We start from the raw sequence: 25,099 nt of genomic DNA, 5'->3' as shown, positions 1-25,099 counted from the left end.
CAACCGCCCGTTTCCGCACACGGGAAGACGTCGCCAGGTTTCTCGACCCCGACAAAACCAAGATCAAACCGACGTGTTGATTCCCGGCAAGCCCTAACAACGGCTAACACAATGAGCCAAGTTGTCGGTGGGTGATGAGGCAGCAGGCTAGTTTGAGGAACGCTTCGTGCATGTCGGCCCGCCGTTCCCACCGGATCCGCAGGCGGCGGAAGCCATGCAGCCAGGCGAAACTCCTCTCCACGACCCACCGGTAGATGCCCAGTCCTGTGCCGTGCAGGGTGCCCCGTCGGGCGATTGCGGGCACGATGCCGCGGGCGCGGACCTGGTCGCGGTAGATGTCGTGGTCGTAGCCCCGGTCGGCGAACAGCGAATCCGGTTTGCGGCGGGGACGGCCTACCCGACCGCGGACCGCCCCGCGACCGTCACCAAACTCAACCGGCGATGTTAAGGAACAAGGGCATGTGTCGGAAGTGCTCTAGGTTGGCTGACGTGAGTGCTCGGAGGCAGAGTTACCGATATGTCGGACCGGTCGAGCTGAAGGCTGCGGTCAGGCCTGGCCGCGGCGGGCGCAGGATCAGTTCGGCGGCTGACTTCGGCGCCTGGATCACTGAGCGTTCGGCGGCGGAGCTGGCCGAACCGTTCACTTTCGTAGTGGGCACGGACGGTGCGCTTCGGCTGGCACCGCGGCGAAGCGAGCACGTGACCTGTGCCGACGGAGCCATGGTACTGAGCGCCGGTGAGATCAGCTTCGTGCGTGTAGCGGGCCGGTGGGCTGTGAGCGAGGTCAGTAACCAGTCCACCGGCTACTGCCCGGATGGCGCCTCCTGGTCGGAAGTCGCTCGCGCTTTGGATGATGTAGGGCTCGGGCGCCCGTCCGGCTTCACCCATGAGGTGACGTTCCGACGGTGCCCTGGCTGCCAGGAGCACAACATCGTGCGCGAGGACGACTTCGTCTGCGTCTTCTGCGGCAGCGATCTGCCGCAGACGTGGAATGTGGATCCCACCGCGTGACGGCCGAGGGTCACAGCCACTCGTTGCCGACTGTGACAAAACCGGTCACCTCGTAGCGGACGGCGAGCTTGTCGTACCTGGTTGCCACGGCGCGGTACCTATTGAGGCGCTTAATGCCTCGCTCGACCGCGTGCCGAGCCTTGTAGTCCTCCGGGCCGGACTTCGCCGACCGACCGCCGAGCGAGCTGTCTTTGCGGTTCCGAACTCGGTCGGCCTTGCCTGGGATGGTACAGCGGATGCCGCGCTCCCGCAGACCGGCGGGGTTCTTGCCTGTGGGCGTATGCCTTGTCAGCGCGCGCGGTCGGGCCGGATGCGGGGCCCGCCCCGGCCCGAGCCGCGGCACCCCAACGCGGCTCGGGATGGCCTCGAACTCCGGGGAGTCGCCGCGTTGCTCCCCCGCGATCACGATCGGCATCGGCTTCTGCCCCTGCTCGACGGCCAGCTGCAACTTGGTTCTCAGGCTACCGCGCGAACGTCCAAGCCCGTGGTCGTCCGGCTCTGTTGTGACGCCACCAGGTGGCTCGTTCGGCAGATCCTTCATTTCCCGCGTCCCGGCGCCGTGCTGGTGCGCTCGCCAGACGGTGGAGTCGAGGTTGAGGGCCCAGGTGATCAGGTTTTTCGTGTCAGCCCGTGCCTGCAGGGCGGTGAAGATCTGATGCCAGGTGCCGTCCCGCTGCCAGCGGCGGAACAAGTTCTACGCCCTGCCCCAAGGACCGTACTTGGCATGCATATCCCGCCAAGGGATGCCGGTGCGGACCCGGCGTATGCCGTCGATCAGCTGCCGCCGGGTCCGTAGTGGTGGTCGGCCGGGCCTCCTGCCTTTCGGGAACAGCGCTTCCAATACCGCCCGCTGCGCATCCGTCAGCTCGCCACGTGCCACCCGGTGATCATTACAGACCGTGATCTACTTCTCGCCATGGTGCCGATCAACGAGAAGCCGAAGTCATGACCCATCACACCCATCATTGCTGCGAGGCGATGACCGACCGTGTGAACGTGCGCTGCGACCAGCACGACGACCCCTTCACCTGCCCGGACGCGCTGGTCGACTTCAGCGCCAAGTTCCAGGAGTACGGGCTGATTGTTCATGACGGCGGCAGGTCAAGCATCACCATCGAGTTCTGTCCCTGGTGCGGACTACGTCTCCCCAAGTCACAGCGGGACCGGTGGTTTGACGAGCTAGAGCGCCACGGGATCGATCCAAGGGAAGACGAGGTCCCTGCCGAGTTCCAGGACGACCGTTGGCTCGCCTCCCCTCGTCAGGAGTAACAATCCAGCAGCACCTCATGCCCCTGCCGATACACGCCCTAGCCGGAGGCTGGGCGTTGGACTCCGGGCGCGGGTGAGCCGTTGCTCAGTACGGCGCGGGTGAGGCTGGCGCGGTTGGGTACGTCGAGTTTTCGGTAGATGCGGCCCAGATGGCTCTCGACGGTCCGGACGCTCAGGACGAGTGCTTCGGCGATCTCGCCGCTGGTGATTCCGGTACTGGCGAGTTCGGCGATCTGCCGTTCCCGCGCGGTGAGGACGGTCAGGGCCCCAGGCGCTTCACCCGGAGCCGCGAGCCGTCCCCGCTGGAGAGCCACCTCTTGCGCCAGTCGGACCGAACCGCACTGCTGGGCGAGACCGGCGGCCCGCTCCAGCCAGCCGTCCACGCCCTCGGTCCACCCCGCGTCCAGACAGAGCGAGGCAGCCTGGAACAGGGTTCGGCCCGCCTCGATGCGCTCGCCGCCGGAGGAGAAGTGCGCGAACGCCTCCCGGGCGCTGTCCACCGCCCGCTCGATGTCGCCCGCCGCCGCGTGGGCCCGCATCCGGGCCCGCCGCGCGTACCCCAACCGCCCGCTGGAGGGCAGCTGTTCGACACAGCTCTCGGCGAGCCGGGCCCAGTGCCCGACCGAGGCGCGGTCGCCCGTGGTGAGCGCCGCCTGCGCCAGGGTGTCGCAGCAGCGAGGCTTGCGCCAGATCGTGAGTTTCGGCAGTTCGGTGCCGCCCGTGGCGTCCAGCAGCAGCCAAGTCGCGCGCGCCGCCTCGCCGTTGAGCAGCTCGAACTCGGCGTGGAAGCAGCGGACCGTGAGCGCCCAGCCGTGCGGTGATCCGTCGGCGACCGCGACGGCACGCTCGGCGGACTCGACTGCCCCCTCCCGGTCGCCGGGACGGCCGAGCCAGTACAGGATCTCGGCCCGAAGCATCGCGATGACCGCCCGCGTGACCGGACCACCGAGGCTCTCCATGTGGTGGGCGGTTTCGTCGAGGGTGGCCAGGGCGCCGATCAGATGTCCCGACCGCAACTGCGCGTTGGCCAGTGATGTCAGGACGTCCCGCTGCATGTACGTCTGGCCGGTGCGCCGCGACAGCTCCGCGCCGCGCGCGAGATGCCGCTCGGCATCGGCGAAGCGGCCCAGTATCCCTTCGGTCATGCCCAGTTGGTGGGCCGCCGCCAGGTTCGTCAGCAAAACCGCGTCCGAGGCGGCGTCGATGAGTTCGGCCGCTCTGGCCGCCGTGGTCAGCGCGGTGGCCTGGTCCGCGGAGTACAGATGTGCAAGTGCCGCCTGCGCAAGTGCCTTCGCCTCGCCTACAGCATCGCCGTTCCTGTGCGCTATCGCGGCGGCCGTCTGGGCGTGGTGCCGAGAGATGTCGTATTCCTGCATGTCGTAGGCGTAGTCGGCGAGTTCGGTGTGCAGGGCGGCGGCGGTCGCGGTGTCGGTCAGATCGGCGAGTGCGGCGCGGGCGATCGCGCCCGCCTCCGTGACCCGGCCCAGGCGCCGTTCGATGCGGCTCGCGTCGGCGAGCGTGCTGGGATCCGGGACGGACCGACCGGGTATGGCCGACCGCAGCGCGTCGAGCAGCGCGCGGCTCTCGCTCGCCTCACCGCTGAGCAACTGCGTCCGGGCCAGCAGGACTTGAGCCTGGTATCGGAGCGGATCGCCGTCCTGGAGCAGCGACAGCGCGACCCGCAGATGGTCGGCCGCGACCGCGGGATCGGTGTACTGCGCCTCGTGTGCGGCGGCGATCAGCGTCGTGGCGTGTTCGGGCCGGCCCGGATCGGCGGCCCGTGCCGCGTGGTGGGCCCGCCGTACTATCGGGGCGGCCCGCTTGGTCAGCGCGGCCTCGGTGCTCCGGTGCAGGGCTGTCCGCCGACTGGGTTCGAGCCGCTGGTAGACGATCTCTGCCACCGCCCGGTGGCGCAGGGCCAGTTGAGCCGCGGAGCCGACCGGCCGGACCAGGTCGAGGCGGGTCAGCGTGTCCAGCGCCCGCATCACCTGCGTCGCCTCAAGGTCCGCGATCTCCGCCAGTAACTCCGGGTGGAACGACTCGCCGAGCACCGCCGCCGTCTGGACGACGTCCAGCGAGAGGGAGTCGAGACCGGCCAGTTCACCGAGGATCGCCATCCCGGCGTCGGTCCCCGCCACATCATCGTCCTCGCCGGTCGCGGATCCGCTGCCCTTTCCGTGAGCGGCGAGCACCTTGAGGTACTGCGGGTTGCCCAGGGCTTCCCGGTGGATTCCATCGGCGTTGGACAGGTCCCCCAGTAACTCCCGCGCCTGTTCCAGGGAGAGCGGGCCGACGTTCCAGACCTCCAGCAGGTCCGCCGACGCCGCACGCGAGAGCACCGCCGCCAACGCGGGCGACAACTGACGCTGCCGGTAAGCCAGAAGGCACAGCAGAGGACCGGCAGCCGCGTCGATCAGCCTCTCCACATCAGGAATCCGATCGGCGTCGAGATGGTGCAGGTCGTCGACCGCGACGACCAGTGGTGGTCTTCGCGTGCTGTGTGCCGAGACGTCGTGCCGCACCCAGGCGTCGGTCTCCGGCAGTGTTCCCGGCCCCCGCGCGTCAAGCACGCGCACCCCGCCCGCGCGGGCCCGCGCGACGGCGGCGCGCAGCAGCACGCTCTTCCCGATCCCTGGCTCTCCGACGAGCGCGATCGCCCGCCCCACCCCTGACGTCAGACCGTCCAACGCCCTTGCCAGGGCGGCGACTTCAGCCTCACGCCCCACGACCCGCCGAGCCCCGGCGACCTCGTTGCCCGGCAGCACCGCCATTCGCCCTCCCCGGCCCCCCGCCACGGCTGACACTCCCTTGATGAGGGACTCTACGTGTCCAATCCCCACCAAATCGATGAGAGCTCGTTCGCACCCCTCACCCATGACGAACCCGCCCAATTGGGTGCACGCCGCAACCGAGTTGCCCCGATTCACTCCGCAATCGGACGCGGCGACAGGGGATCCGGAACCGCATCCTGTCCGTACCTCATTAGCAAGTTTTTAGCTTTCCGCGGAGGTTCCAGGCGCCGTACCCGCATTCCGGACGAGTTCGCGTCAGCCGGGCAGGTCTGACCTCAGTTGGGCAACCCCAGCCGAGCGCCTCACCAAGCCGCTGGCCGCAGCCAGTTGACCACCTCGGTGCGGGTGCAGCCCGACATTCCGCCCGTGCTGTCCTGTCGCGCTCAATGGATGGCTCTGCCGGTTGGGACGGATTCTGGAGGGACTGTCCCTAGCGGGGACCTCAGTCGCTATGGGCGACCGGTTCGGGGGCGGCGTCGGCGTCGAGCGCATCGAGCACCGCGTCGCCGTTGTCCCTCGCCCACTCGGTCAGCATGTGGATCGGATCGATCAGTGTCTCGCCGAGCGGGGTGAGCTCGTACTCGACGCGGGGCGGCGCCTCGGCGTAGACGTGACGGCGGATGAGTCCGTGCGCTTCGAGCCGTCGTAGCGTCTGGGTGAGCATCTTGCGGGAGATGCCGCCGATCAGCTCGATCAACTGCCCATGGCGCACCGGGCCCTTGCTGAGGCCGTAGAGCACGACCACCGTCCATTTGTCGGCGATCAGCTCGACCGCGAGACGCGCCGGACAGTCGGCGAGAAAGGAATCCCCGGAACCGAAACCGCTCATGGCGCCAAAGGTACCCGCGCCGTAGGTACCTGCTGGTTCCTATCGCATTCATAGCCTGGGTCATCTCCCCTTCCAAAGCGCAAAGCCAGGAGAGTCATGCGAGTCATCACCCAGCAGACGCTCGGCGGTCCCGAGGTACTCACCATCGTGGACGCGCCCGAGCCCCAGCCCCTTCCGACCGAGGTTCTCGTCCGCGTCAAGGCCATCGGGCTGAACCCGTTGGAGGCGCGCCTGCGCGCCGGCGAGTTCCCGCTGATCGGCCAGCCACCGTTCATCCTCGGCTGGGACATCAGCGGCGTGGTCGAGGAGGCGCCGCGGACGTGGCGGTTCAGGCCCGGTGACGAGGTGTTCGGGATGCCGCTGTTCCCTCAGGCGGCGAACGCGTATGCCGAGGTCGTGTCGGCGCCGGCGTTGCACTTGGCACGCAAGCCGGCGTCGCTCTCGCACGTCGAGGCGGCGGCGCTGCCGATCGTAGGGCTGACGGCGTGGCAGGGTCTCGTCGACCTCGGCGGCGTGACCAAGGGCGACCGCGTCCTGGTCCACGGCGGCGGTGGCGGGGTCGGCCACGTCGCGATCCAGATCGCGAAAGCGCTCGGCGCACACGTGATCACCACCGCCAGCGGAAGCAAGCGGAAGTTCGTCGAGGGGTTCGGCGCCGACGAGGTGATCGACTACACGGCGGTCGACTTCGCCGAGGCGGTCCGCGACATCGACGTCGTGCTCGACACGATCGGCGGCGACACCGTCGAGCGGTCGCTCCAAGTGCTCCGCCCGGGCGGTCACTTGGTGACGGCGGTCGCCGAGGAGGACTCGGAGCTCATCGCCAGGTACGAGGCGGCCGGCATGCGCTTCAGCGGTATCGCGGTGGACCCCGATCCGATCGCCCTGCGGGGTCTTGTCGCACTCGTCGAACAGGGCCGACTCCGGGTCCACGTGCAGGAAACATTCCCGTTCGAGCGCGTCGCCGACGCGCACCGGCTGCTCGACGACGGTCACCTCCAGGGCAAGCTGGTCCTCACCGTCTGATCCCGTCGTGGGGCCTCGCGCAAGCCGAGGCCCCACCGGCCGCCCACACGGCGCAGTGCAGTCACTGTCCTGCGGGACTGACGGGGATGCGCGCCTGTGAACGGGGATATCCAGGGCGGCTCAGGCGCCGTGATCACACGAGCCCTGCCGTGATCGTCTCACTGCGGTGGCGGGCGTGGACCGGGACTTGATGGTCAAGGTGGGGGCAGCAAAAGTGGACGGCATGACAGACTCGGCAGACCTCGCGCTGGCGCTCCGCCTGGCCGATCAGGCGGACGAGATCGCCCGGCGCCACTTCCGTGCACCCGACCTGGCCGCCGAGCGCAAGGGCGACGGCAGTCCGGTCACCGAGGCCGATCGGGAGATCGAGCGCGTTCTGCGCGCATCCATCCGCGCCGAACATCCCGGCGACGCGTTCGTCGGTGAAGAGTTCGGCGCCCAGGGGCACAGTCGCCGCCGATGGATCATCGATGCCATTGACGGCACGGCGAGCTTCGTCATGGGCGATCCGGAATGGAGCACCCTCATCGCCCTTGAAGATCACGGCGACGTGAGGCTCGGTATGGTCTCCGCCCCCGCACTCGGGCGCCGCTGGTGGGCAACCCCGGGCAATGGGGCCTGGACGGGACCCTGCCCTTCTGATCCGTCAGCCCCTCCGAGCCGACTGACGCTCACGCCCCGAGGAAACGCCCAGGATGCCGCCATCGGCATCTGGCCTCCGCCCTCCCGACTCAGCGCGACCGACCGTGACGCCGCCGCACGGCTGGCGGCAGGCACCGCGACGGTGCTCCCTGCACTCGACTGGTCGACGGCAGACCACCCCACACCGCCCCCGAGTAAACCGTCCACCGGATCAGGCACTTGCCACGGAGCCCTCCTGGTCGCGACAGGCATACTCGATGCCTTCCTCCTGCTGGGTGCCGGTCCCTGGGACATCGCCGCAGTGATCCCCATCGTCGAGGAGGCCGGCGGCACCTTCAGCGACCTCTCCGGCCAACGGCGAACCGACACGGGCGCTGCCCTGTTCGCCAGACCCGACATCCACCAGCAACTCCTGACCATGGCCAGAGCCACCGACTGACCCGTACGTATCCCGCCCCGCGGAAATTCCGCAGGGGTCCTTGAGTTCTTGGGCCGTCCACCTACCCCCGAGCAACAACAGACCATCAACAACCAAGACCAGCAGCCAAATTGACACACCCCTCCAAGGAAAGCCTGCCTTCCGTCGAAGAGCCGTCTACGTACCGACCGTCAGGAACACTCGATTGCGGGGAAGTTCACGCGCGGCTGTCGCCGCGACGGTCGGGGGGAGCGCACAGTGGCTCGTGCTGTCGGGATCGATCTTGGTACGTCGCATTCTGTGGTGAGTGTTCTGGAAGGCGGCGAACCGACTGTCATCGTCAACGCGGAGGGCGCCAGGTCCACGCCGTCCGTCGTCGCCTTCAGGCAGAACGGCGAGGTGCTGGTCGGTGAGGCGGCCAGACAGCAGGCGGTGACGAACGCCCACCGCACCATCTGTTCGGTCAAGCGGCACATGGGCACCGGCTGGAAGGTACGCATCGACGGCACGGACTTCACACCGCAGCAGATCAGCGCGTTCATCTTGCAGAAGCTGAAGCGGGACGCCGAGTCGTACCTCGGCGAGCGGGTCACCGATGCGGTGATCACCGTCCCGGCGTACTTCAACCAGTCCCAGCGGCAGGCCACCAAGGAGGCCGGCCAGATCGCCGGGCTGAACGTCCTGCGCATCATCAGCGAGCCGACGGCCGCCGCCCTCGCCTACGGCATCGCCCGGGACGACGAGACCGCCGTGGTCATCCACTTCGGCGGCGGCACCTTCGACGTGTCGCTGCTGGAGATCAGCGACGGTGTGGTGGAGGTGAAGGCCACCAGCGGTGACAACGAACTCGGCGGTGACGACTGGGACCAGTGCGTCGTCGGCCATCTGATCAAGCGCTTCGCCGACGACCACGGTGTCGATCTCGCAGGGGACGGCACAGCGCTTCGTCGCCTGCGCGAGGCCGCGGAGAGGGCGAAGAGCGAGCTCTCCTCGACCACCGAGACCACGATCTCCCTGCCCTACATCGCAGTCTCCGCCGAGGGCCCGCTGCACATGGACGAGACGCTCACCCGGGACGGGTTCCAGCAGCTCACCGCCGGACTACTGGAGCGCTGCAAGGCACCGTTCCACAACGCAGTCCATGATGCCGACATAGACCTCGCTGACATCAGCCACGTCGTCCTCGTCGGGGGCTCGACACGCATGCCCGCGCTCATCGAGTTGGTCGACGAACTGACCGGCGGCAAGGAACATCAGCACGTCCGCTCGGACGACCCGGTCGCCATCGGCGCAGCCCTTCAAGCCGGCATCCTCAAGGGCGAGGTCAGGGACCTCCTACTGCTCGACGTCGCTCCGCTGTCTCTCGGCGTCGAGTCCAAGGGCAGCATCATGAGCAAGTGCATCGAGCGCAACACCACGATCCCGACCAAGCGTTCCGAGATCTTCAGCACGGCACACGACGACCAGGCGGTCCTGGAGATCAAGGTCTACGAGGGTGAGCACGAGCTGACGGCGTACAACAAGCACATCGCCAAGCTGGAGTTGACCGGTCTGCCTCCGGCGAAGGCGGGCGAGCCGGCGATCGAAGTCGCCTTCGACATCGACGCCAACGGAATCATGCACGTCTCCGCCAAGGACCTGAGCACCGGCAAGGAGCAACGCGTGAAGGTCACCGGCGGAACCGCACTGCCAGACACCGAACTTGAGCGCATGACGCGTGAGGCCGATCGGTACGCGGAGCGGGAGTCCCAACGCCGGGAATCCACCGAACTGCGCGACCACGCCGATCAACTCGTCTACACCAACGAGAAGTTCCTTCGGGACCACGACGACACGGTGCCGGGCGACATCAGGGCCGAGATTCAGGATGCGGTCGACGGACTCAAGGAAGCCCTGACGAACGGGGACGACGCCACTGTCCGCGAGGCCATCGGGAAGCTTGCACGGTCACGACGTCGGTGACGGCCCATAGTGGTGGGCAAGGTCGGTGGCGAGGTCACTGAGGTGGGCCTTGGCTTCGGCGGGGCCGTGCACGGTGATGGCGCTCCCGAACGGCAGTAGTGCTCGCACGTCCTCCAGGTGCAGGAAGCGGATCGTCACCCTGTGGCCGGTGACGGATCCTTCATGGCCGTGCCGGACGAGTCGTAGGCCGAAGATCCGTTGCGCTCGGTCGATCTGGGTCGGGTCGATGGTGGCGCTGACCTCTATCGCGTGGTGGTGTTCCCACTCGTCGACGAGTGCGGCGGCGACGGTGGCCAGGGTCTGGTGCTCGCGGATCCGTCGTGGCTGGTCGACTGCCGTCCAGGCCGTGATCCGTTCGAGTCGGTACATCCGTGGCACTCGGGCACAGTCGGCGACGAGGTACCAGGTGCCGGCCTTGGCGAACAACCCGTAGGGGTCCACGACCAGGTCGCGCAGGCGGGCCTCGTGGAGGCTGTCGTACGCGATCCGTAGTCGGCGACCGCGCCGCACCGCGCCGATCAGCGCGGCCGGAGTCGTGTCGGAAGTACGGGCCTGGAGCCAGGGGCGGCTGTCCACGTGCACCACGTCGGTGAGCGGCAGGAACTCATCGACTCGACGTGACCGGGCAGCGGCGATCTTGGAGAGCGCACGACGGCTCTCGGCCGATGTGTCCAGCTCCGCACGTTGCTTCTCGTCCAGCCCGGCGAGCGACAGATGATCCCGCTCGTCCGGTGTGAGTCGCGTGACGTCGGCCCCGGACCCGGGCAGCATGCTCACACCTCCGAGGCGGCCTCGTTGCGCGGTCACCGGCAGACCGGCTTCGCGGAGCCAGTTCAGGTCCCGGGTGACGGTCCGAAGGGACACCCCGAGCGCCGAGGCGAGTTCCTGTGTGGTCACGGCATCCCGCGATGCGAGGAGCAGCATCAGGGAGAAGAAGCGGTCTGGCGTCACCCACCGAGTTTTTCAGGAATTGCGACAGGATACGGCGCATATCCCGGTCAGGCTGGCGGATGCATGCCCACGACCTGCGAAACCTGCGAAACCTGCGAAACCTGCGAGAAGGAACAACCATGACCACATCCGTCGTGTCCATCGTCTACGTGAACGACGCTCCCGCCGCAGCCCGCTTCTACGGCGAACTCCTCGGCCTGAGCCCCTCGTTCGAGACCCCGGGATACATCACCTTCGACCTCGGGCCGGGCGCCGACCTCGCTCTGTGGTCCGATCGGTTCGAGGGCCTGTCACCGGACGTCCCGCGTACCAGCGAGGTGTGCCTGGCCGTCGGCGGCGGGTCCGACGAGGTCGACGCGATCTTCGAGAAGTGGCAGTCCAAGGGCATCACGATCCTGAAGGAGCCACATGATGCGGGCTTCGGGCTGACCTTCCTCGCCGCCGATCCGGACGGGAACCAGATCCGCGTCGCACCGCGGGACTGAAAGGCCACGATGCGGATCGCCATCCAGAACACCGCCCGCCACCCGAACAGCGGATGCCAGGCAACCCCCGAGATACACGCCTCGGCGCCCGCGTTCTCGGCCCACTCGGCCCGGTCTGCGCGCGCTCGTCGCCCGGCGCGGATCTCGCCGCCCCGCTAGCTTCGGTCACGGGGACCGCGACGGCGAGGGCCGTCACAGCCGAGGCAGTCGGCCAGACACCTGGACGGTGCCTTCCAGGAAGGGTGGAACGCCATGGTGCAGACCGAATCGCTCGGACCGGTCCAGAGCGACAACGTCACCGTGCTGAGCGTGCGCAGCCTCCGGACGACCCCCGCCGGCAAGTCGGTGGTGATCGTGTCCCGCGAGGGCATGAAGCGCAACAGGCACCCCGGCTTCAAGACGACCTCGGACCCGGTCTGGGAGACAGGGGGCGGCGACCGGACCGGGTACAAGCAGTACCAGTCCCAGAGTCCGGCATGGACGGCCGCGGAGCCCGCCGGAGGCAAGACGGACTTCGCGTGCAGCGTCACCGTGGCCTTGGAGGACTACCCCGATCTCTCGAACCGATCGAGGAAGCAGGTCCAGGAGAAGACCCTCACGTTCCAGCCCGGTGAACTCGTCAGAGCCGCTGTCTTCGACCGGGCGCAGGGCACCCTGGTGGCCCGACTGCGTGACGCGAAGCTGGGTTCCGCCGGATCCGGGTCCATCCAGTGCGGCATCTGCTGCGAACTGGAGGACGGCCGCGCCAGCAACCCCTTGGTCCTCAAGCAGATTCAGCAACTGATCAGCGAGCACTCGCCTGCCTACACAGCAGGCAACTACGGCGACCCCGACCGGCTGTACGTCAATGGCGGTTTGTCATTGAGCACGGACACGTCGGCGACTTTTGAATTGCCGGATGATTGGGGGGACTTGCATGAAAGGGAAGGGACGGGCGAAGAGCCGACTCCCGGGGCTGCCGACGACGACGGCGTGGACTGGGACGCCTCCGAGCGCAGCACCTACGGACCGAAGCAAGGGATCCCGGCGAACGACGCACGCTCGGGCAAGGCGTTGGTCTTCCGTACGAGCGCGCTCCAGCACCCCTTCAAGAACGAACTCACCAAGCTGATCTGAGTCTCGAGTCCGGGTCGTCGGCGGGCACACCATCCACGAAGCCCTGACCAGCCAACGCCGAACCACACAGCCAACCTCCGACCAGGTCGCCTTGTGCCTCGCCCACGGAGCCTCTTCCACCGGTCCTTCAGCCCATACGGGAGTCCTCACGGTCTGCGGTTCCACCATCGCGACGCCCGCACGTAACGGATGCGCCGACATGGCGGAGGAATCCCGCCGCCGTGGCTCCGTCGCACACACGGTGGTCGAAGGTCAGTGAGAGGTGAACCGTCTTCCGCACCTCCACGCGACCGTCCACCGCCCAGGGCCGATCGATGAGGCGGCCGACTCCAAGCATCGCCGTCTGGGGGTGGTTGAGGATGGGGGTCGCGCCGTCGACGCCGAGGACACCGTAGTTGTTGAGGGTGAACGTGCCGCCGGTCAGATGTTCCGTGGGGAGCGCGCCCTGCCGGGCGAGACCGGTCAGCCGCTCCAGTCCGGACGCAAGGTCGTCCGGCGGCAGCCGGTCCGCGTCACGCAGCACGGGGACGATCAGCCCGTGGTCCGTCTGTGCGGCGAAGCCGAGGTGGACCCGCGGCATGCGGACGATCTCGGCGCGGTCGGTGTCCACCCGGGCGTTCAACGCGGGGAAGGCGGCGAGGCCGTCCAAGCATGCCCGGGCCAACAGCGCCAGAACTCCCGTGCCTTGGGCCGCCCGGGTCGCGAGCAGTCCGGTGGCGTCGACGTCCGCCCATATGGTGACGGCGGGTGTGTCGCGGTGCGCGCGGACGAACTTCTCGGATGCCGCGTCCAGGGGGATGCGGGTGCCCGGTTGGCCCGATCGCGACTCCGAGGCCGGTGCCGTGGACCGTACGAGACCGGCCCTTCCCCTCGTCCCGTATCCCGTGAGCACCGCCCCCGAGCGCTCGCTCTCCTCCTCTCCTGAGCAGTTCTCCGACAGTGCCCTCGACACCGACAGCAGCGGCGCTCCGACCTTCACGATCTCCCCCGCGCCGCAGTGCAGGGCGGTCACCGTACCGGCGTGGGGACTTGGCAGAGTCACCACCGACTTGGCGGTCTCGACCTCGACGACGACCTGGTCGTACGCCACCTCGTCCCCCACGGCGACCAGCCACTCCAGCACCTCTGCCTCCGTCAACCCCTCCCCCAGATCCGGCAGTCGGAAGGCCCCGTCGAGGACACGCGCCCCCTGCTCGGTCCCGGCCTCGGTCGCCGCACCGATGCCGACCTCAGTGACGACCGGCTCCCGACGCGCGATCCGGCTCGGTCCGTCATCGCACACCAGTCGGCGCAGTCCCTCCAACACCCTGTCGACGCCCGGCAGATGAGCGTGCTCCAGCAGCGGCGGCGGATAGGGGATGTCGAGGCCCGTGACGCGCAGCACCGGTGCCCGCAGGTCGTCGAAGCAGCGTTCCTGCACGCGGGCCGCGATCTCGGCGCCCACCCCGGCGAAGCCCTGCGCCTCGTGCACGACCAGGCAGCGTCCGGTGCGTCGTACCGAGGCGGTGAGGGCTTGGTCGTCGAGCGGGACGAGGGTGCGCAGGTCCAGTACCTCGACGTCCAGGCCCTCGTCCGCCGCGTGGCGAGCGGCGTCCAGGGCCACCGCGACCGACGGGCCGTAGGCGACGAGCGTGGCGTCGCGGCCCGGGCGGCGGACCGCGGCGGTTCCGAACGGCTCGGTGCGGAGCGGGAGTTGGAGGGGTTCCTTGCTCCAGTAGCGGCTCTTGGGCTCCAGGAAGATCACCGGGTCGGGGTCGTCGATCGCCTCGCGGAGCAGGGAGTACGCGTCCGCCGCCGTCGCCGGGGTGACGACCTTCAGGCCCGCCGTATGGGCGTAGTACGCCTCACTGGAGTCGCTGTGGTGTTCCACGCCGCCGATGCCACCGCCGTAGGGGATGCGTACGACCAGGGGCAGCGGGAGGGCGCCCCGGGTGCGGTTGCGCATCTTGGCCATGTGGGAGGCGATCTGTTCGAACGCCGGGTAGGCGAACGCGTCGAACTGCATCTCGACCACGGGCCGCCATCCGGCCATCGCGAGGCCGATCGCGAGGCCCGCGATGCCGGCCTCGCTCACGGGGGTGTCGAAGCAGCGCCGCTCGCCGTGGGCGTCGCGAAGGCCGTCGGTCACCCGGAAGACGCCGCCGAGGCGTCCGACGTCCTCGCCGAGGACGACGACCCGTTCGTCCCCGCTCAGCGCGTCCCGCAGGGCGGAGTTGAGGGCCTGGGACATCGTCATGCCGTGTGCGCTCATGTCAGCGGCCTTCCGACTCGGCGTAGCGCACGGGCTGTTGGGCCGGCCGGTGCGCGGGCGGTGCGGCGAAGACGTGGTCGAAGAGGGTCTTCGTGTCCAACTCCGGGTCCAGGGACAGGCGTTCGCGTACGTCCTCCGCGTAGGCCGCCGCTTCGGCGGCCACCGTCTTGACGTCCTCGTCGGTCAGCAGGCCGCGCTCGCGCAGGGCCGACTCCAGCCTGGCCACCGGGTCGCGTCGGCCCCACCGGTCGGCCTCGGCGGGCGACCGGTAGCGGGCCGGGTCATCGGCGCTGGTGTGCGGGGCCATGCGGTAGGTGCGCGCCTCCACCAGCCAGGGTCCGCCGCCCGCGCGCGCGTCCTCGACCGCCGTGGTCAGTACGGCGAGTACGGCCGCGGCGTCGTTGCCGTCGACCTGCTCGGAGCGGATGCCGTAGCCAACTCCCTTGTACGCCAAGGACGGTGCGGCGCACTGCTCGGCGATCGGGACGGAGATCGCGTAGCCGTTGTTCTGCACCAGGAAGACGACGGGAGCGCGCAGCACGCCCGCCAGATTGAGGGCTTCGTGGAAGTCGCCCTCGCTGGTGGCGCCGTCGCCGACGAGGGCCAGGGCGACCGTGTCCGTGCCCTTGAGCCGCTCGCCGTGTGCCAGGCCCACGGCGTGTGCGGCGTGGGTCGCGAGCGGGGTGCACTGCGGTGCCGTGCGGTGCCGTACCGGGTCGTAGCCGCAGTGGGCGTCGCCGCGCAGCAGTGTCAGGGCCTCGACCGGGTCGATGCCGCGGCTGACGAGTGCGACGCAGTCGCGGTAGGTGGGGAACAGCCAGTCGGTCGGTCTCAGTGCGAGTGCGGGCGCCACCTGGCAGGCCTCCTGGCCGAGGCTGGAGGGGTGGACCGCGAGTCTGCCCTGCCGGGCGAGGGCCGTCGCCTGCTCGTCGAAACGGCGTCCGAGCACCATCTTGCGATAGGCCGTCAACAGCGATCCGGACGACGGCTCGGCGTACGTCCGCTTCTCCACGCCTCGGGCATCGGCGAATTCCTCTTCGTCGACATTCGACGGCAGAAGGGAAACCGGAACAGGAGAGGGAAGCCAGATCGAGGGTTCTACCCGTTTCTCAGCAGTCGCATGCTCCGGCATAGGGACCATGTTTCGGCCATCCTTTCGTCACGGCTCAGGCGCTTTGGATGCTCTCCGCAGTGAGCGCTTACTCAATCGCCGCGCAGATACGGGCAGATGAAGCGGACCTGAACAGTCCACCACCTGACGCTTCTTCACAAAAGCAACACAGAAACCGCTTCCATCCCGTCAACTATGCGTTGGACAAAGGCAATTTGCAGTACGCCTGTGCTTCCCGAAGTGCTGGTTCCAATTGATCAGTGAATCGCGGCACTGCGGAAGGCGACCAAACATGTCCGGAGTACGCCCGGGAACGCGTCACTACACCGTTGTCTGTTCCTCATGCGAAACTCGGTACGAAGACGACGGCCTCCTCCTGGACTGTTCGCGTCGGCATGAACCGGCGTTCCTGCGCACCGAGTACGACGGAAGCGGAACCCGTTCCGGGGAAAGTCACGGCCTGTTTCGGCATGCATCGCTGCTCCCGGTGGTGCGCGTCTTTCCGGAGACTCCCGGTCCCGTCGTTCACCCTGCCGAACGGCTCGGGCGACGCATCGGCCTCGACCGGTTGTGGATCGCCTTCAACGGCTACTGGCCGGAGCGCGGTGCGCAGTTGCCGACCTGTACGTTCAAGGATCTTGAGGCCTACACCGTGCTCGGCCGGCTGCCCGCGGACCCGCCCGTCCTGGTGATCCCCTCGGCGGGCAACACCGCCGCGGCCTTCGCCTGGGCCGCCACCTGCCACCAGGTCCCCTGTCTGCTGGTCGTGCCCGCCCCGGCCATGGAGCGGATGCGCTTCCCCGCTCCCCTCGCCCCCCACGTCCGTATCGTCGTCCTCGACGGCACCGCCACGTACAGCGACGCCATCGCCGCCGCCGACCTGATCTCCGCTCTGCCCGGCCACCACGCCGAGGGCGGTGCCCGCAACGTCGGCCGCCGGGACGGCCTGGGCACCGTCATGCTGGCCGCCGCCGACGCCCTCGGCGGCCTGCCCGAGACCTACGTGCAGGCCGTCGGCAGCGGCACCGGAGCGATCGGCTGCCACGAGGCCGCCCGCCGACTGCGCTCCGACGGCAATGCCCTGCCCCGGCTTCTGATGTGCCAGAACGCCCCGTTCGCGCCCCTGCACGAAGCCTGGCGGTCCGCCGGTCCGGCCCCCGCCGAGCGCGAACACGAACCGCTGGCCCGTGAACTGACCAACCGGCGGCCCCCGTTCACCGTGCGCGGCGGGGTGCGCGACGTGCTCACCGAGAGCCACGGGGACGTCCTGTGCACCGACAACCTCGCCGCGCTCGACGCGATGGCCCTCTTCGAGGAGGTCGAGGGCATCGACATCGAACCGGGCGCCGGAGTGGCGCTGGCCGCCCTCGCCCAGGCCGCCCGCGACGGCCGGGTCCGGCGCGACGAACTCGTCCTCCTCAACGTCACCGGAGGCGGCCGGGCCCGGCAGGCCCGCGACCTGGCGCTGATACCCGCCCAGCCGTGGCTGCGGGTTCCCTGGCCCGGCCGGGATACGGGTCCCCGGGCCGTCGCCGAACTCGTGGCCGAGCGCTCGGCCGGCCTCGCGACCGCCTCGGAGGCCGCCCGATGACGGTCTCCCAGGTTCTGGACGTCTCCGCCGCCCAGCGCTCCATGTGGTTCGGGCAACGGCTCGATCCAGCGGGCCCGGCCTACAACGTGGGCGAGTACACCGAGATCCACGGCCCTGTCGATCCCGTCCGCTTCCGGGCCGCCCTCGCGCGGGTGGTGGCGGCCACCGAGACCCTGCGGGTCGGTTTCACGGCGGACGCCGACACCGTGCGCCAGACGGTGCACGCCGACCCGGCCTGGGAACTGCCGGTCGTCGACCTCACCGACGAGAGCGACCCCCGCTCGGCGGCCGACACCTGGCTGGCGACCGACTTCGCCGCGCCGTTCGACCTGGAGTCGGCCCCACTGTTCCGGTACGCGCTGCTGAAACTCTCGGACGCCCACTGGATCTGGTACCAGCGCTACCACCACATAGCCGTCGACGGGTACAGCTGTTCCCTGATAGCCGGCCGGGTAGCCGACGCCTACAGCGCCCTCGTCTCCGGCACCGACCACTCCGTGCCGCCCGCGCCCCTCGCGCCCCTGGTCGCGGCTGACTCCGCCTACCGCGCCGGTGAACAACACCAGGCGGACCGGGAGTTCTGGGCGGACGCGCTCGCCGACCGCCCAGAACCGGTGAGCCTGTCCACCGCGCCGCCGGAGGTCACCGGCCGCTTCCTGCGCCGCAGCGGCCATCTCCCGCCCGCCGCCGGGGACTTGGTGCACTCGGCCGCCGAACAAGCGGGCACCCGCTGGTCCCGCGTCCTGCTCGCGGCGACCGCCGCCTATCTGCACCGGCTCACCGGAGCCCAGGACATCGTCCTCGGCCTCGCCGTCACCGCCCGCGAGAGCGCCGTCGAACTCGCGACTCCGGGCATGGCGTCCAACGTACTTCCGCTGCGGCTGACGGTACGGCCCGACACCCCCGCCCATGATCTCGTAGGCCAAGCCGCCCGCGCCACCAGGGAGTTGCTGGCCCACCAGCGTCACCGCGGCGAGGACCTGCGCCGGGAGCTGAACTGGCCGGACGGAACACGGCGGTTCTTCGGCCCCGTCGTCAACATCATGGCGTTCGGGCCCGAGTTGCGGTTCGCCGGGCACGCGACCACCCGCCACAACCTGTCCACGGGGCCCGTCGAAGATCTGGCCCTCAACGTGTACGACCGGTCCGACGACCACGGCATCCGCATCGACCTCGACGCCGCGCCCACCCACTACACGGAGCCCGAACTCAGCGCGCACCACCGGCGTTTCGCCCGCTTCGTCGCACGGTTCGCCGCAGCGGTCGGCGCCGGAGACCCGGTCGGCCGGATCGAGGTGACGCTCCCTCAGGAACAGCGGCACGCGCTGCTGACCGGCCCCTCCGCGATCGGCCCCGGCGCGACCGTACCCGCGCTCTTCGCGGCCCAGGTGACGGCCGCACCGGACGCCACCGCCGTCGTACAAGGCGAACGCGCCTTCGCCTACAGGCAGTTGAACACGCGGGCCAACCGGCTCGCACACCGGCTGATCACCCTCGGCATCCGCCCCGAGGACCGGGTGGCGGTCCGGATGAACCGCTCCGACAGCCTTCTCACCGCACTGTTGGCCGTACTCAAGGCGGGCGGCGCGTACGTCGGCCTGGACCCGCGCGCACCGGCCGCCCGCACCCGGCAGATCCTGGACGGGACCGGCGCGACCGTCCTGCTGACCGACACCACACAACTCGGGCCGTACGACGGGCTGGTCGTGGTCACAGCAGACGACCCGGCGCTCGCCGACCAGCCCGACACGGACCCGGCGGTGTCCGTGCGTCCGGACCAACTCGCCTACGTCAGCCACACCTCGGGCTCCACCGGCGTGCCCAAGGGCGTCGCCGTCACCCATGCCGACGTGACCGCCCTGGCGACGGACTCCGCGTTCGGTTCCGGTGCGCACACCCGGGTGCTGGTGCACTCGCCGACCGCGTTCGACGCCTCCACGTACGAGATGTGGGTACCGCTGCTGAACGGTGGCACCGCCGTGGTCGCCGGCCCGGACGAGGACGTGGACGCCGCCGCCGTGGCCCGGCTGACCGGGCGGCACGGGCTGACGGCGCTGTGGCTCACGGCGGGGCTGTTCCGGCTCGCGGCGGAGCAGGACGCGGGCTGCTTCGCGGGGCTGCGCCAGGTGTGGACCGGCGGCGAGGCCGTCCCCGCCGACACCGTGCGCCGGGTCCTGGCGGCCTGCCCCGGTCTGACGGTCACCGACGGCTACGGCCCGACCGAGACGACCACGTTCGCCACCTGTCGCCCCTGCGGGCCTGGCACACCTGTGCCCGACCCGCTGCCGATCGGCCGCCCGCTGGACGGCACACGCGCCTACGTGCTCGACTCCGCGCTCCGGCCGGTTCCGCCCGGCACGGTCGGGGAGTTGTACGTCGCCGGACGGGGCGTGGCCCGCGGCTATCTGGGGCTGCCGGGCGCGAGCGCGGGACGCTTCGTCGCCGACCCGTACGGTCCGCCCGGTGGCCGTATGTACCGCACCGGCGACCGGGCCCGTGTGAGTGCCGACGGCGAGCTGGAGTTCCACGGCCGCGTGGACGGCCAGATCAAGCTGCGCGGTTTCCGCGTCGAGACCGGCGAGATCGAAGCGGTGCTCGCCGCCCACCCGGAGGTCGGTCACGCGGTGGCCGTCGTCCGGGAGGACCGCCCCGGCGACCGGCGGCTGGTCGCCTACGCGGTACGCGCGGACGGCGGCGATCCCTCCCCGGACGTCCTGCGGGCCCAACTCGCCGCCCAACTGCCCGACTTCATGGTCCCCTCCGCCGTCGTGGTCCTGGACCGGCTCCCGCTGACCACCAACGGCAAGCTCGACCGGGCCGCGCTGCCCGCCGCGCCCGCACTCGGTACGGCGGCACAACCGGACACCACCCCTCGTACCCCCGACGAACAGATCCTGTGCACGCTCTTCGCCGACGTGCTCGGACTGCCGGACGTCGGCCCGCGCGACGACTTCTTCGCCCTCGGCGGCCACTCGCTGCTCGCCCTGCGTCTGGTGGGCCGGATTCGTACCGCCCTCGGCGTCGAACTGACCCTGCGGGACGTCTTCCAGGCGCCCACCCCGACCGGACTCGCCCCGCTCCTCGCCGACACCGACAAGGCCCCGCTGCCCGCCTCCCGCCCCACTCCCCGCGAGCGCACAAACATCACGCCGATGTCGTCGGCCCAACGGCGGCTGTGGTTCCTGCACCGGCTGGAGGGCCCGAGCGCGGCCTACAGCATCCCTCTTGCCGTACGACTGACCGGCGCGCCCCTCGACGTCGACACCCTGCGCGCGGCCCTCGCCGACCTGGTCGCCCGGCACGAGATCCTGCGCACCGTCTACCCGGACGCCGACGGACTGCCGCTCCAACGGCTGCTGGACCCCTTCGCGCCACACCTGGACGTCCTCGACGCCGTGTCCGCGACCGACCTGCCGCAGCGACTGGGGACGCTCTCCGGGGAAGGGCTGCGGATCGACGTGGAAGCGCCCTTGCGCGCGCACCTCCTCGTCCTCGGCCCCGAGGAACACGTACTGCTCCTCGTCCTGCACCACATCGCCTGCGACGGCTGGTCCCTGGACCCGCTGCTCCGCGACCTGTCGCTCGCCTATCGCGCCCGTCTCCAGGGACGTGAGCCCAACTGGGCACCGCTGCCCGTCCAGTACGCCGACTACGGCGTGTGGCAGCACGAGGTGCTCGACGCGGAGCGGGACCGTCAGCTCGAACACTGGCGTACGGCGCTCTCGGGCCTGCCCGACGAACTCCCGCTTCCCGCCGACCGTCCACGGCCCGCCCGCGCCACTCACCGGGGCGGCGACATCCCGGTCCGGTTCGGCGCGGACCTGCACGGGCGGCTGCGCACGCTGGCCGCCGAGACCGGCACGACGGTGTTCATGACCGTGCAGGCGGGTCTCGCCGCGCTGCTCACCCGGCTGGGCGCGGGCACCGACATCCCGCTCGGCACCCCCGTCGCCGGTCGCGCCGACGAGATCCTCGACGATCTGGTCGGCTGCTTCGTCAACACGGTGGTCCTGCGCACCGACACGTCGGGGAATCCGGGCTTCCGGGAACTGCTCGGCCGGGTCCGGGAGACGGATCTGGCGGCCTACGCCCACCAGGAGCTGCCGTTCGAGCACCTGGTGGAGGCGCTGAACCCGCCCCGCTCGCTCGCCAGGCACCCGCTCTTCCAGGTGATGCTCGCGTTCCGCCCCACCGCCGAACCCCGCCTCGACCTCCCTGGACTTGAGGCCCGCACGCTGCCCGTGGAGACCGGCGCCACCAAGATCGACCTGACCTTCAACCTGGCCGAGCAGCACACGGCGGACGGCTCGCCGGACGGCATCGAGGGCACCCTCCAGTACAGCGCCGACCTCTTCGACCGGACCACCGCCGAGGAACTCGCCGCCCGACTGGAACGCCTGCTGCGGGCGGCCGTCGACGCTACCGAGCAGCCCATCGGCTCCCTCGGCATCCTCACCGACCGCGAACTCCGCCGCCTGCTCGTCGAGTTCAACGACACGGCACGCGACGTCCCGGACACCACCTTCCCCCGGCTCTTCGAGAAGCGTGCGGCCCAGACGCCGGACGCCGTCGCGGTCGAGGACTCCGCGACCGCGCTGACGTACCGTCAACTCGATCTACAGGCCGACCGGTTGGCCCGCGTGCTGGTCTCGCGGGGTGTCGTTCCGGGGCGGATCGTCGCGTTCTCGCTGCCCCGGTCGGTCGATCTCGCCGTCGCGGTGCTCGCCGTGCACAAGGCCGGCGGCGCGTATCTGCCGCTGGACCCGGAGCACCCGGCCGAGCGCACCGCCTCCCTGCTCGCGGACGCGGATCCCGTGTGCGTGATCGCCAGGGACCGGACCGGTCTGCCGGCGGGCTGTCCCGTGGTCGATCCGGACGCGGCCCCGGACACCCCGTCCGCGCCCCTCCCCGAAGCCCGGCCCGCCGATCCCGCCTATCTGATCTACACCTCCGGCACCACCGGCCGGCCCAAGGGTGTCGTAGTCGAGCACCGCAACCTCACCACCTACCTGGCGCGTTGCGCCGAGACCTATCCCAGCCTGGGCGGCACCTCGCTGCTGCACGCCACGATGTCGTTCGACGCCACGGTCACGACCCTGCACGGGGCGCTCTGCGCCGGGGGCCGGGTGCACATCGCCGGTTTCCACGATGCGGGCGCGGCACCGGTGACCGGCGGCTACTCCTTCCTCAAGGCGACCCCCAGCCACCTCCCCCTGCTGCCCGCGCTCCCCCACGACCTGTCCCCGGCCGAGGAGTTCATGCTCGGCGGCGAGGCCCTGGTCGGCGAAGCCCTGCGCGACTGGCGCCGGGACCACCCCGCCGTACGCCTGATCAACCACTACGGCCCGACCGAACTCACCGTCGGCTGCACCGACCACCGCATCGAACCCGGCGACGACCTGCCGACCGGCCCCGTGCCCGTGGGCCGCCCCATGTGGAACACACGGGCGTATGTGCTCGACACCCGTCTGGAGCCTGTACCGGTCGGTGTCGAGGGCGAGTTGTACGTCGCCGGGGACCATGTGGCCCGCGGCTACTGGCGGCGGCCCGGTCTGACCGCCGAGCGGTTCGTCGCCGACCCCTTCGATCCGTCCGGCGGGCGCGTGTACCGCACGGGCGACCTGGCCGTGTGGCGGGCCGACGGCACCCTGGAGCTGCGGGGGCGGGCCGACGGCCAGCTCAAGATCCGGGGCCTGCGGATCGAGCCCGGCGAAGTCGAGGGCGTGCTCACCTCCCATCCCCTGGTCGCACAGGCCGCGGTGGTCGTGGCCGAGGACCCGGCGGGCGTACGGCGGCTGGCGGGATACGTCGTCGGGCCCGCCGAGGCCGACCGTCCGGCCGTGCTCGCGCACGCCGCCCGGCACCTGCCCGCCCACATGGTGCCCGAGGCGCTCGTCGTGCTCGACACCCTCCCGATGACACCCAACGGCAAGCTGGACCGGGCCGCGCTGCCCGCGCCCGCCGCTCACGCGGAGCGCACCGGCCGTGCTCCGCGCACCGCCGGGGAGCGGGAACTGCGGGCGGTGTTCGCCGAGGTGCTCGGGGTCCTCGCCGACGACATCGGCGTCGACGACGGCTTCTTCGACCTGGGCGGCGACAGCATCACCTCCATCCACTTGGTGAGCCGCGCGCTCGCGGCGGGGCTGCGGCTGACCCCGCGTGACGTGTTCGAGCAACGTACGATCGCTGCTCTCGCCGCCACGGCGGCGGACCGTCCCGCCACCGGCTCGGTCGGGGAGCATGACGCGCCGACCGGCACGCTGCCCCTGACCCCGGCCATGCTCCGGCTGCTCGAACGAGGCGGCCCGATCGGCGCGTTCAGCCAGTCCGTGCTGCTCGTCGCACCGGCCGACGCGGACGAACGGCGGCTGACGGCCGCACTTCAGACGGTCCTCGACCATCACGACGTACTCCGGCTGCGCCTGACGGCAGACGGATCGACGGCGGAGATTCCGCCGCCCGGGGCCCTCGACGCGGCCAGTCTGCTGGAGCGCGCCGACGGACCGCTGGACCTCACTGATCTGCCGTTTCGGTCCGCTTCGCAACTCTCTCCGGAGAAGGGTGAGTTGGTACGCGCGGTGTGGTTCGACGCGGGTCCCCACGAGACCGGCCGACTCCTGCTGACGGTTCATCATCTGGCCGTGGACGGCGTGTCCTGGCACATCCTGCGCTCCGATCTGGCCGCGGCCTGGCGCCAGGAGGAACTGCCCGAGCGGGGGACCTCCTACCGGCACTGGGCTCGGCTGCTGGAGCGGGAGGCCGGAACACCGGGCAGGAAGTCCGAACTGGACGCCTGGCGAGGGGTGTTGGACGTAGCGGGTCCGGGGCTGGGCATCCGGCAGCTCGATCCCCTCCGGGACGTCGTCGGAGTGATGCGCCATCTGACCCGGGCCCTCCCGGCCGAGGCCACCACGGCCCTGCTCACCACGGTCCCCGCGGCCTTCCACGCGGGTCCCGAGGACGTCCTGATCGCCGCGCTGGCGGCGACCTTCGCCCGTCGACGGCGCGACCCGGCACTGGTGCTGGACATCGAGCGGCACGGTCGCGAGGAGATCGCCGAGGGCATCGACCTGTCCCGAACTGTCGGCTGGTTCACCAGCGTCGTCCCCGCGCGGCTCGACCTCTCCGGTGTCGACACCGGGGACTCGGCGCAAGTCCTCAAGACCGTCAAGGAACAGCTGCGGTCCGTTCCCGACCGAGGCATCGGGTACGGCCTGGTGCGCCACCTCGACCCGGACAGCGGCCCGCTCCTCGCCTCCCTTCCGGCTGCCGAGGTGGGCTTCAACTACCTGGGGCGGAGCGCCCGTTCGGACGGCGGCGACTGGTCGCCCGCACCGGAGGCGCTGCGCGATCTGGGTGCCGTGCACGATCCCGCCATGCCCGTGGCCCACGGTCTGGAGATCACCGCCGTGGTCACCGGGGACGGCCGGCTCGACGCCACCTGGTCCTGGGTGCCCGGCATCTGGTCCGAGGACGAGGTGAGCGCACTCGCGGACGACTGGTGCGCGGAACTGGCCGCACAGGCCGACGGCGGCCCCGGCACGACGGGCGGGCACACCCCGTCCGATCTGCCTTTGGTGTCCCTGTCCCAAGCAGAGATCGACGAACTCGAAGCCGAGTTCGGCAATGAGTGGAGGTAGTCCAC

15 protein-coding genes and 3 pseudogenes are annotated in these 25,099 nt (G+C 70.2%); 9 read left to right on the top strand and 9 right to left on the bottom strand.

The genetic code is table 11. The annotated features are described in order from the left end of the window. Window positions 1-103: 103 nt before the first annotated feature. A pseudogene (locus tag ACIQPR_RS34560) lies at window positions 104-409 on the bottom strand (transposase); the annotation flags it as partial. Between the two features lie 50 nt (window positions 410-459). Between ACIQPR_RS34560 and ACIQPR_RS34555 the strand changes: the two are divergent. Then, window positions 460-1,011, top strand: a complete 552-nt coding sequence (locus tag ACIQPR_RS34555; protein WP_403656501.1) for a hypothetical protein — start codon at window positions 460-462, stop codon at window positions 1,009-1,011. A gap of 10 nt (window positions 1,012-1,021) precedes the next feature. On the opposite strand, the gene ACIQPR_RS34550 is transcribed toward ACIQPR_RS34555, so the two are convergent. Next, window positions 1,022-1,702 (bottom strand): IS5/IS1182 family transposase, encoded by a 681-nt coding sequence (locus ACIQPR_RS34550; RefSeq protein WP_403656452.1) that lies wholly within the window; start codon window positions 1,700-1,702, stop codon window positions 1,022-1,024. A gap of 3 nt (window positions 1,703-1,705) precedes the next feature. Continuing rightward, complete coding sequence (locus tag ACIQPR_RS34545) at window positions 1,706-1,891, bottom strand: transposase (RefSeq protein ID WP_403656449.1); 186 nt, start codon at window positions 1,889-1,891, stop codon at window positions 1,706-1,708. A gap of 65 nt (window positions 1,892-1,956) precedes the next feature. On the opposite strand from ACIQPR_RS34545, the gene ACIQPR_RS34540 reads away from it, so the two are divergent. Further along, on the top strand, window positions 1,957-2,280 hold the full coding sequence (locus ACIQPR_RS34540; protein WP_403656446.1) for a DUF6980 family protein: 324 nt from the start codon (window positions 1,957-1,959) through the stop codon (window positions 2,278-2,280). Between the two features lie 38 nt (window positions 2,281-2,318). Here the strand turns inward: ACIQPR_RS34540 and ACIQPR_RS34535 are convergent, their stop codons facing one another. Together ACIQPR_RS34535 and ACIQPR_RS34530 are read right to left on the bottom strand one after the other, a co-directional pair. Then, window positions 2,319-5,051: a LuxR C-terminal-related transcriptional regulator gene (locus ACIQPR_RS34535; protein ID WP_403656443.1), complete on the bottom strand. Its 2,733-nt coding sequence runs from the start codon at window positions 5,049-5,051 to the stop codon at window positions 2,319-2,321. Between the two features lie 463 nt (window positions 5,052-5,514). Beyond that, on the bottom strand, window positions 5,515-5,901 hold the full coding sequence (locus ACIQPR_RS34530) for a winged helix-turn-helix transcriptional regulator (RefSeq protein ID WP_403656440.1): 387 nt from the start codon (window positions 5,899-5,901) through the stop codon (window positions 5,515-5,517). A 96-nt stretch (window positions 5,902-5,997) separates the two neighbouring features. On the opposite strand from ACIQPR_RS34530, the gene ACIQPR_RS34525 reads away from it, so the two are divergent. The 3 genes from ACIQPR_RS34525 to dnaK all read left to right on the top strand — a co-directional run bounded on the left by ACIQPR_RS34525 (window position 5,998) and on the right by dnaK (window position 9,949). Continuing rightward, entirely contained in the window at window positions 5,998-6,927 is a 930-nt protein-coding gene (locus tag ACIQPR_RS34525) for an NADP-dependent oxidoreductase (RefSeq protein ID WP_403656437.1), read from the top strand. A 175-nt stretch (window positions 6,928-7,102) separates the two neighbouring features. Then, the gene (locus ACIQPR_RS34520) at window positions 7,103-8,008 is read left to right on the top strand and encodes an inositol monophosphatase family protein (protein WP_403656435.1); all 906 of its coding nucleotides are present in this window, start codon (window positions 7,103-7,105) and stop codon (window positions 8,006-8,008) included. A gap of 237 nt (window positions 8,009-8,245) precedes the next feature. Further along, window positions 8,246-9,949 carry a molecular chaperone DnaK gene (gene dnaK, locus ACIQPR_RS34515; protein ID WP_403656432.1) on the top strand — a complete coding sequence of 568 codons (1,704 nt, stop codon included), beginning with the start codon at window positions 8,246-8,248 and terminating at the stop codon, window positions 9,947-9,949. On the opposite strand, the gene ACIQPR_RS34510 is transcribed toward dnaK, so the two are convergent. Beyond that, a complete protein-coding gene (locus ACIQPR_RS34510) occupies window positions 9,935-10,900 on the bottom strand; it encodes a helix-turn-helix transcriptional regulator (RefSeq protein WP_403656429.1) in 966 nt (321 codons plus the stop codon). The two genes, dnaK and ACIQPR_RS34510, sit on opposite strands and share 15 nt — an antisense overlap. Before the next feature lie 119 nt (window positions 10,901-11,019). Between ACIQPR_RS34510 and ACIQPR_RS34505 the strand changes: the two genes are divergently transcribed. Beyond that, a complete protein-coding gene (locus ACIQPR_RS34505) occupies window positions 11,020-11,385 on the top strand; it encodes a VOC family protein (protein ID WP_403656426.1) in 366 nt (121 codons plus the stop codon). A gap of 252 nt (window positions 11,386-11,637) precedes the next feature. Beyond that, window positions 11,638-12,501: a hypothetical protein gene (locus ACIQPR_RS34500; RefSeq protein ID WP_403656423.1), complete on the top strand. Its 864-nt coding sequence runs from the start codon at window positions 11,638-11,640 to the stop codon at window positions 12,499-12,501. 127 nt (window positions 12,502-12,628) lie between these two features. Here the strand turns inward: ACIQPR_RS34500 and ACIQPR_RS34495 are convergent. From ACIQPR_RS34495 to ACIQPR_RS34485, 3 genes and pseudogenes are all read right to left on the bottom strand, one after another. After that, window positions 12,629-13,606 (bottom strand): annotated as a pseudogene (locus tag ACIQPR_RS34495) (dihydrolipoamide acetyltransferase family protein); the annotation flags it as partial. 177 nt (window positions 13,607-13,783) lie between these two features. Then, window positions 13,784-14,752 (bottom strand): annotated as a pseudogene (locus tag ACIQPR_RS34490) (alpha-ketoacid dehydrogenase subunit beta); the annotation flags it as partial. Window position 14,753: 1 nt separating this feature from the next. Then, complete coding sequence (locus tag ACIQPR_RS34485) at window positions 14,754-15,884, bottom strand: thiamine pyrophosphate-dependent enzyme (protein ID WP_403656420.1); 1,131 nt, start codon at window positions 15,882-15,884, stop codon at window positions 14,754-14,756. Between the two features lie 271 nt (window positions 15,885-16,155). On the opposite strand from ACIQPR_RS34485, the gene ACIQPR_RS34480 reads away from it, so the two are divergent. After that, window positions 16,156-17,454: a cysteate synthase gene (locus ACIQPR_RS34480; RefSeq protein ID WP_403656417.1), complete on the top strand. Its 1,299-nt coding sequence runs from the start codon at window positions 16,156-16,158 to the stop codon at window positions 17,452-17,454. Then, a complete protein-coding gene (locus ACIQPR_RS34475; protein WP_403656414.1) occupies window positions 17,451-25,094 on the top strand; it encodes an amino acid adenylation domain-containing protein in 7,644 nt (2,547 codons plus the stop codon). Before ACIQPR_RS34480 ends, ACIQPR_RS34475 begins: the two co-directional genes overlap by 4 nt. Window positions 25,095-25,099 lie beyond the last annotated feature (5 nt).

It is taken from the genome of Streptomyces sp. NPDC091280, assembly GCF_044768565.1.
GTDB lineage: Bacteria > Actinomycetota > Actinomycetes > Streptomycetales > Streptomycetaceae > Streptomyces.
The sequence above is the reverse complement of the archived record's forward strand: the minus strand, read 5'-3'. Positions and strand labels throughout refer to the sequence as shown.